The 8,306-nt window shown below is 36.5% G+C and carries 8 protein-coding genes; all 8 read left to right on the forward strand.

The features are described 5' to 3' along the window. Nucleotides 1–174: 174 nt before the first annotated feature. Nucleotides 175–1,374: an elongation factor Tu gene (gene tuf, locus AB1422_13440; protein ID MEW6620315.1), complete on the forward strand. Its 1,200-nt coding sequence runs from the start codon at nt 175–177 to the stop codon at nt 1,372–1,374. Between the two features lie 180 nt (nt 1,375–1,554). Beyond that, nucleotides 1,555–1,746: a hypothetical protein gene (locus AB1422_13445; protein ID MEW6620316.1), complete on the forward strand. Its 192-nt coding sequence runs from the start codon at nt 1,555–1,557 to the stop codon at nt 1,744–1,746. A 4-nt stretch (nt 1,747–1,750) separates the two neighbouring features. Beyond that, nucleotides 1,751–1,876, forward strand: coding sequence for a hypothetical protein (locus AB1422_13450; GenBank protein MEW6620317.1), 126 nt, complete (start codon nt 1,751–1,753; stop codon nt 1,874–1,876). A gap of 22 nt (nt 1,877–1,898) precedes the next feature. After that, on the forward strand, nt 1,899–2,723 hold the full coding sequence (locus AB1422_13455) for a DUF3782 domain-containing protein (protein ID MEW6620318.1): 825 nt from the start codon (nt 1,899–1,901) through the stop codon (nt 2,721–2,723). A 553-nt stretch (nt 2,724–3,276) separates the two neighbouring features. Further along, nucleotides 3,277–4,158, forward strand: coding sequence for an Rpn family recombination-promoting nuclease/putative transposase (locus AB1422_13460; GenBank protein MEW6620319.1), 882 nt, complete (start codon nt 3,277–3,279; stop codon nt 4,156–4,158). A 196-nt stretch (nt 4,159–4,354) separates the two neighbouring features. Then, nucleotides 4,355–5,206 carry a zinc metalloprotease HtpX gene (locus AB1422_13465; GenBank protein ID MEW6620320.1) on the forward strand — a complete coding sequence of 284 codons (852 nt, stop codon included), beginning with the start codon at nt 4,355–4,357 and terminating at the stop codon, nt 5,204–5,206. A gap of 15 nt (nt 5,207–5,221) precedes the next feature. Next, a complete protein-coding gene (locus AB1422_13470; GenBank protein ID MEW6620321.1) occupies nt 5,222–5,962 on the forward strand; it encodes a PASTA domain-containing protein in 741 nt (246 codons plus the stop codon). Between the two features lie 5 nt (nt 5,963–5,967). Next, entirely contained in the window at nt 5,968–7,995 is a 2,028-nt protein-coding gene (locus AB1422_13475; protein MEW6620322.1) for a DUF2723 domain-containing protein, read from the forward strand. Nucleotides 7,996–8,306 lie beyond the last annotated feature (311 nt).

Below are 8,306 nucleotides of genomic sequence, written 5' to 3' on the forward strand. Positions count from 1 at the left end.
AAGGGGTGAAAATCAAAAAAAAGCAAGAAATTGACGTTTGCAACTCTTTTGAAATCAAGGAGTTAGATGGCAGGAGGGCAATAAGAAAAAGAGTGCATCTGTAACTACAAGCAAATCAACATGTTGTGAATTTCGTGAAAGGCACAATTACCAAACAAAAGGAGGTATTAAAAAATGGCAAAGCAGAAATTTGAGCGGACAAAACCACATATTAATGTGGGAACAATTGGTCATATTGACCATGGAAAAACAACCTTAACTTCGGTTATCACGAAGGTTTTATCAATGGCAGGACAGGCAGAATTCAAGGCGTTTGGTGATATTGATAACGCACCAGAAGAAAGGGAGCGTGGGATAACCATTGCCATAGCCCATGTTGAGTATCAGACACAAAACAGACATTATGCCCACATAGATTGTCCTGGGCATGCGGATTACATCAAAAATATGATTACCGGTGCCGCCCAGATGGATGGGGCAATATTGGTTGTTTCAGCGGCAGATGGTCCTATGCCTCAAACACGAGAACATATTTTATTAGCCCGTCAGGTGGGTGTGCCGTATATCGTTGTATTTTTAAACAAAGTAGATATGGTTGATGACCCGGAATTATTGGATTTAGTTGAGTTAGAGGTGCGGGAATTATTGTCTGAATATAATTTTCCGGGCGATGAGATACCTGTGGTTCGAGGTTCAGCATTAAAGGCAACAGAATGTGGGTGTGGGAAGAAAGAATGTCCTCACTGTGGGGCAATACATAATTTGATGGAGGCGATAGATACATATATACCCCTTCCGAAGCGAGAGAAGGATAAGCCATTTTTATTGGCAGTGGAGGATGTATTTTCGATTACTGGACGAGGGACAGTGGCAACAGGTAGAGCAGAACGAGGGGTGATAAAGACAGGGGATGCAGTAGAAATAGTAGGGATAAGACCGACGCAGACATCAGTTGTTACAGGGGTTGAGATGTTCAGGAAGACATTAGACCAGGGAGAGGCAGGAGATAATATTGGATTATTATTACGAGGGATAGATAAAGAGAAGATAGAGCGAGGGCAGGTAATTGCGGCACCAGAGACGATAACACCACATACGAAATTCAAGGCAGAGGTATATGTATTGAAAAAGGAAGAGGGTGGTAGACATACACCATTTTTTAAAGGGTATCGACCTCAATTTTATTTTCGGACGACAGATGTGACAGGGGCAATAGAATTGCCAGAAGGGATAGAGATGGTAATGCCAGGAGACAATGTGAATATGACGGTTGAATTAATCACACCGATTGCGATGGAGAAAGAGGTTCGATTTGCCATTCGAGAAGGTGGACATACCGTAGGAGCAGGTGTAGTAACTGAGGTGATTGCATAGAAAACCAAAGAGCATAGACCAAAGGGCAGAAAGCAGAAGACAGAAGTCAGGAGACAGAAAAAATGAACCGCACAGACGCAGAGATATAGAGGAAAAGATAAAATAATAATCATACAGAGGCGCAAAAACACAAAGTTAGTGGGAGTTACCTCTGCGGTGAAAAAAGGATAGCAGATAAAAATGCAATTAGAAAAAGAAAATCGAAAAATTATAGCACAAAAAATATTTGATCTGGGCAACTTTGCCATAGCGGCATTAATATTTGGACTCCTGATTTCTAAACAAACTATTAGTCTATGGTTTGTGTGTCTTGGAGTAATATTATATCTTTCCTGTCTGGCTATTGGAATTATGCTTTTAAAAAGGAAGTAAAACTATGGAAAATATAGGCATAATTATACTGGGTTTAATCATAATTTTATGGGCAGTATTTGGGCCGGTAATTTTACATGATTGGCGAGATGAAAAAAAACAAAAAATGTATAAAATCAGAGAACATTGATGAATAAAGAGGTATTAAATTTATGATAAGGTATCTTGAGGCAATAGATAGATTACCCATTGAAATCAAACATCCTATATTGGAGGCATTTGAGCTTTTTAAAGACGAGATTGCCAATACAGTCAAAAAGGAAGATTTTAATGAGTTAAAGTGGATAGTTAGGAAGCTTGCAACTGCCCAAGAGAGTACAGAATCAAAGGTAAAGGAACTTGTCGAAGCTCATAAAGAGGGTGAAAAAAGGCTTACAAAATTAGAATTATCTGTTTCTGAGCTTGCTGAAGCACAAAAAAGAACAGAGGTAAAGGTAGAAGAACTTGCTGAAGCACAAAAAAGAACAGAGGTAAAGGTAGAAGAACTTGCCGAAGCACAAAAGATAACAGAACAAGAAATGAGAGAAGGATTTAACTGCTTAAGTAAAAGGATAGATGACCTTGCCCAGTGTCAAAAGAAAACAGAAGAAGAGATGAGGGAAGGATTTAAGTATTTAACCAATCAAATTACATCACTTGGGAGTAGATGGGGAATTTATAATGAAGGAACATTTAGAACAACCATAAGAGCCTTAATGTCTCGCCAACCTGGTGTTGAGGTAAGGGAAGGGTTTTATGGTGGTCATCAGGTAGATATTATTATATCAGGAAGTGAGCATATTCTGTTAGAAATTACCTCCCGGATGCTAACAAAGGATATTCAAAAGATATACGATGCAGGAGATGATTATAAACAAAAGGAAGGTATTGAGCCAATTCTGATGGTAGCTACCTCATATATTTCACCCAACCTGATGAAAAAAATGGTTGACTTAAAAAGGAAGATAGAGATATTTTCTTATGAAGAGGGAGAATAAAGAAAAATAAGTCAAAAATCAAATTTTTGTAACCGTTCAGGTAATCCTTTACCGCAGAGACGCAGAGAAACAGAGAGGAAAATATCTTTTTTTCGTGTTTTTCGGTGTTTAAAAAGGCTTAAAAACAGTTAGTCGAAAGTAAGTATTAAAAGATTAATAAACAACGAAAGACTCGAAATGCACAAAAAAAGGAAATTTCTGTCTCAGGTGAATAGATTTTAATTTTTTCTCTGCATCTCTGTGTCTCTGCGGTGAACAATTACTAACTTTTAAATTTGGAATTTCTCTGTGGTTAAAATTACAAATCTACATTTTCAGAATATGGCTTCACGAAATTAAATAAAGAGATTACTCTCGGAGAGATGTTCTGTTGGTAGAGAGAGGTTTTACAAAATTCAAAATATGATTGTCAGGCAAAAACTTCAGAGGGGAAGAAAAACCACAAAGGCACAAAGTTTTTACAATACATTGATGATGTTGGAATTAATTTCAATCTTTTTTTCGTGTCTTTGTGGTGAGAATTTGAGTTTTTGCCACCTAAAGGAGTATTTGGATGCGTTTTTTAGATGTTAAAACAGATTATGCCTTCAAAAAGGTTTTTGGCTCTCAAGGGAGTAAGGATATCCTTATTAGCTTTCTTAACTCGGTGATTGATTTTAAAGAGACTGAAAAAATCGTTGATTTAGTAATCGTTGACCCCTACCAAATACCATTAATCAAGGGGATGAAGGATACCTATGTCGATGTTAAAGCCAAACTCTCAAACCAGAAGAATGTCATTATCGAGATGCAGGTTTTGAATGTAGAAGGGTTTGAGAAAAGGATTTTATATAATGCGGCTAAGACATATTCAGCTCAGCTAAAAGAGACAGAATCATTTACCAGCCTTGAACCTATTATTGCTCTAACCATTACGGACTTTATCATGTTCGAGGATGTAGATAAGGTTATCACCTATTTCAATCTCATTGAAAAGGAGACTTTAATCAAATACCATGATGAAATCGAACTTGTTTTTATCGAATTGCCCAAATTCAAGAAGAATGAGGATGAGCTGGATTCAATCAAAGACAAATGGATATATTTTATAAAGAATGCAGGCAGACTTGAATATACTCCAGAGAGCTTAGTTAAAGAGATAGAAATAAAGGAGGCATTTGAAATAGCCAATACTGCGGGGATGAGTGAAAAGGAGTTAGAAATTCAATATAAGCGGCACGATTTTATCCGAATGCAAAGAGGTGCGATAGAGTTTGCCTTAAAACAAGGGTTAAAACAAGGAATACAACAAGGAATACAACAAGGAATACAACAAGGCAAAATAGAAGTAGCGAAAAGTCTTTTGAAATCAGGGGAGAAAGTTGAAAAAATATCTCAGGTAACGGGATTAACAATAGAGGAAATTAAGGGTATTAATTATAGTGAAAGACATTAATGTGGCCCACGATTTGTGATGATTACCTGAGTATTTACACCTGTGAACGGTTATCATTTATGGTTACTTGAATTAGGGCTTCACGAAATTAAATAAAGTAAAATAAATGGAGAGGTGTGTTTGTAAGTTTATTTAAATCAAAGAGTTATGAATTTCATGAAAGGCTATTTTCAGGAAACAAGGAGGTAAAAGGTAAATGAATTCTTTTAAAACCTTTGTGTTACTTTTAGGTTTAACCTTACTTTTAATATTTGTTGGTCAGGCTGTTGGTGGTAGAGAAGGTGCGACTTACGCCTTTGGAATAGCATTACTAATGAATTTTGGGAGTTACTGGTTTTCAGATAAGATTGTTTTAGCTATGTATCGAGCTAAACCGGTAACACAAAAAGAGTCACCTAAATTACATCGGATTGTAGATAATCTATGTCAATTTAGTCAATTACCAAAACCAAAGGTTTATATTATTCCTGAGCTTACTCCTAATGCCTTTGCTACGGGTAGAAATCCAAACCATGCGGCGGTGGCTGTAACTGATGGAATACTTCAATTATTAAGCGAAGATGAGTTAGAAGGAGTTTTAGCCCATGAATTGGCTCATATTAAAAATCGGGATATTTTGATTGCGACTATTGCCGCAACTATTGTGGGTGCAATCAGCTGGATGATTCATTTTGCCAGATGGATACCAATAGGCCGAAGCGATGATGAAGAAGGAAGTAATCCATTAGCATTTATAGTGATGCTTATTGTTGCTCCTATAGCCGCAATGCTGATTCAAATGGCTATCTCACGCTCGCGGGAATATTTAGCCGATGCCTCTGGTGCACAGATGTGTGGAAAACCACTAAGTCTTGCCAATGCCTTACGAAAATTAACGCTTGGTGTTCAACGCCTACCAATGGACGCTAACCCAGCTACGGCTCATTTGTTTATTGTCAACCCACTCCTGGGTGGTGGTTTAATGACGCTATTTAGCACTCATCCACCTATAGAATCAAGAATAGCAAAATTAGAAAATCAGGTTATCGGTAATGAGGTAACCAGGTAATTGGAGGAAATTTTTATGTCAAATGTAAAGATTGGCTCAATAATATTACGAGTCCTTAGTGTCATAGCCGTTTTATTAATAATGGTCGTAGTGGGCACGGCTATATATATCTTTTTACCTACATCTGCGGTGGGAAAAACGGTTATTGTTCCAGATGTAACCGGAAAACATTTAATCAATGCCACAAATATTTTATGTAAGTCTAAACTGAGGGTTAATAAGATTTATGAGGAACATTCCCTGGAGAAAAATTATATTATTTCCCAGGACCCTCTACCGGGAACAAAGGTAAAATCAGGAAGGACGATAGACTTAAAAGTAAGTATGGGCAACTCTATGGTTATTCGAGTTCCAAATCTTCAAAATATTCCTCTTACAGAAGCAAAACATCATCTTAACCGCTTATCAAATCAAAAATTACAGACAGGGCAAATATCTTATATATACTCTTCGGTAGAAAAAGATTATGTCATTGCTCAAAGCCCGCTCCCTAAAACAAAATTACCAGAGAATTCTAAAATAAACCTGCTTATCAGCCTGGGTAATAGACCGCTTAGTTTTTATATGCCTGAATTAACTGGCATGAAACTTGATGAGGCAACTGAATTAGTTAAAAAAATAGGCTTAAGGATAACTCGAATCCGCGAAGAAATATCCACTGAATATGAACGAGGAACAATCATCAATCAAAAACCCCTTTATGGATATAGAGTTACAATTGGGGATGGGCTGACATTAACGGTAGCAAATAAATAGATAAAATGGCTAAGAAGAAAAAATCTGTCAAGAAAAAATCCAAACAAGGTTTTACGGCTATCTTTAACAAGGAAGAAAACTTTTCTCACCTTTCCTTTCCACAAATACTTATTGGCTTACTTATCTTTATTGTCTCTTTCTTCATTTACTTAAAGACACTGACACCTACGGTTGGCTATCATGATTCTGGAGATATGACCGTAGCGGCATTTTTGTTAGGTATCCCTCATCCACCTGGTTATCCTCTTTATTGTCTCTGTGGAAAATTATTTACCTGCATTCCAATAGGAAATATCGCCTATCGACTAAATATGATTTCTGGTTTATTTGGGGCATTAACCGTGATGATGGTATATTTTATTACTTTAAAAATAGGAAGTAGGAAGTGGGAAGCAGGAAATAAAGAGAATAAACTCATCCCTCATCTCTTATCCTTCATCCCTGCGGTAGTAGCAAGTTTTATGTTGGCATTTGCCGTGACATTCTGGGAACAGGCAGTTATTGCCGAAAAATATACCTTAAATGCCCTGTTTGCCACGCTTTTAATCTTTATCTTACTAAAGTGGGCAGAACCAATGAGCACGGAGCAAAAAACTCAAAACTATCTCTACCTATTTTCTTTCCTCCTTGGTTTAGCCTTCACTCATCACCTCCAGACCATCTTCCTTATTCCAGCAGGTATTTATTTGGTTTTTATAACCATTGGTCGGAATTATAAAAAAATTTTAAACATACCATTTATCATTAAAAATCTTATCCTTTTGGGGCTACCACTCTTTTTATATCTTTATTTACCTGTCCGAGCGATGGCGAAACCACTGGCTAATTGGGGAGACCCTTCAACCTTTGAACGATTTAAGGAACATATTACGGCTGAGGCTTATAGTGGTTTTTTTGTGATGAACACCCTTTTTCAGAATTTAATAGAGCACCTGAGCACATTTTTTGTTCATCAGATAACTTTACTCCCGGTTATATTTGGCTTATTAGGGGGAATAATACTTTTTATCAAAAGAAAACATCTGGCTATCTTCTTGCTCATTATTGTTATTGCGGATACCATTCATTCGATTCGATATACTATTCCAAATATAGAAGATTACTACATCCCGGCGTTTATTATCATTAGTATCTGGATAGGACAAGGAATAGTCGGAATTATAGAGCTCGGAATTAAAAACTGGAAATTAAATCCATATCTCTATCTCCTTTTCTTACTTTTACCAGTTTTGCCATTATTAACTCATTATCAACATAATGATAGAAGTAAATATTATTTACCTTACGACCATTGTATGAATATTTTAAACTCTCTAAAAGAAAATGCCCTTTTGATTACTAAAGGAGATGATGACCTATTTCCTATCTGGTATTTGCAATATATTGAAAAAAGGCGGGAAGATGTTGCCCCTTTTAATATGATATTATTTAAGAATCCATGGCATATAGAACAAAACAAAAGACAACATCCATATCTCAACTTAAGTATTGAGCCGAAAAGGATTGTTAAATCCACAAATCCTCAAGGTGATGGATTAGATGATATTAGCCGCTCAAGGCTGGTAGATACCGTTACCCGAAATTATGAGAGATACCCTACTTATAGTTATTATATTGATTGTCTGTCTAAAGATTACTCATTGGTGATTGAGGGATTACTTTGTCGGGTATTACCTTCAGCGGATAATAATAGGCTATTGGCAGGACTTGACGAACATAAAAACTGGCTTAAATGGGCAAGAGGACTCTCAAAGATTAAAGATAGAAGAGGTATTGATACGCTTAAAACTTATGCGATGACATATTTAAATCGCGGGACAACATATTTTACCGCAGGTAAATTCGAATCCGCAATGGAGGAGTTTAAGGCTGGGATAAAGATTCAACCTGCCTCCATAGACCTGCATTATAATCTTGGCGGAACTTACCTTAATCTTGGCAGGCGTAATGAGGCAATTAATGAATTCAAAAAGGTATTGGAACTCAACCCAAATTATCTTCCAGCAAAAAATGTTTTATCAGGATTAAGTTAGAGGATAAATATTGGGTAACTATTTAGGTGGTGTCTGAAAATAACTCTAATAGTGAAATCTATGCAGATTTGGTGTCCAAAAGGGATTTCCTCCAAAGAGCAAAATGCAAAACTCGTTTATAGTTTATGGTTTATAGTGTATAGTTTATAGTGTATAGTTTATAGTCCTTCAACTATCAACTATAAACTATCTTTGCCAAAGTTCAGTAAAATTATCTCTTTCCTTTCAGCGTTAAAATACTTGAAGCAAAGATATTACCAAACTCCTCCAACTCTTTGAGAAACCCTGCTACTTCCTCTTTGAAATTTGAT

The sequence above is a fragment of the bacterium genome, assembly GCA_040757115.1.
GTDB lineage: Bacteria > UBA9089 > CG2-30-40-21 > CG2-30-40-21 > SBAY01 > JBFLXS01.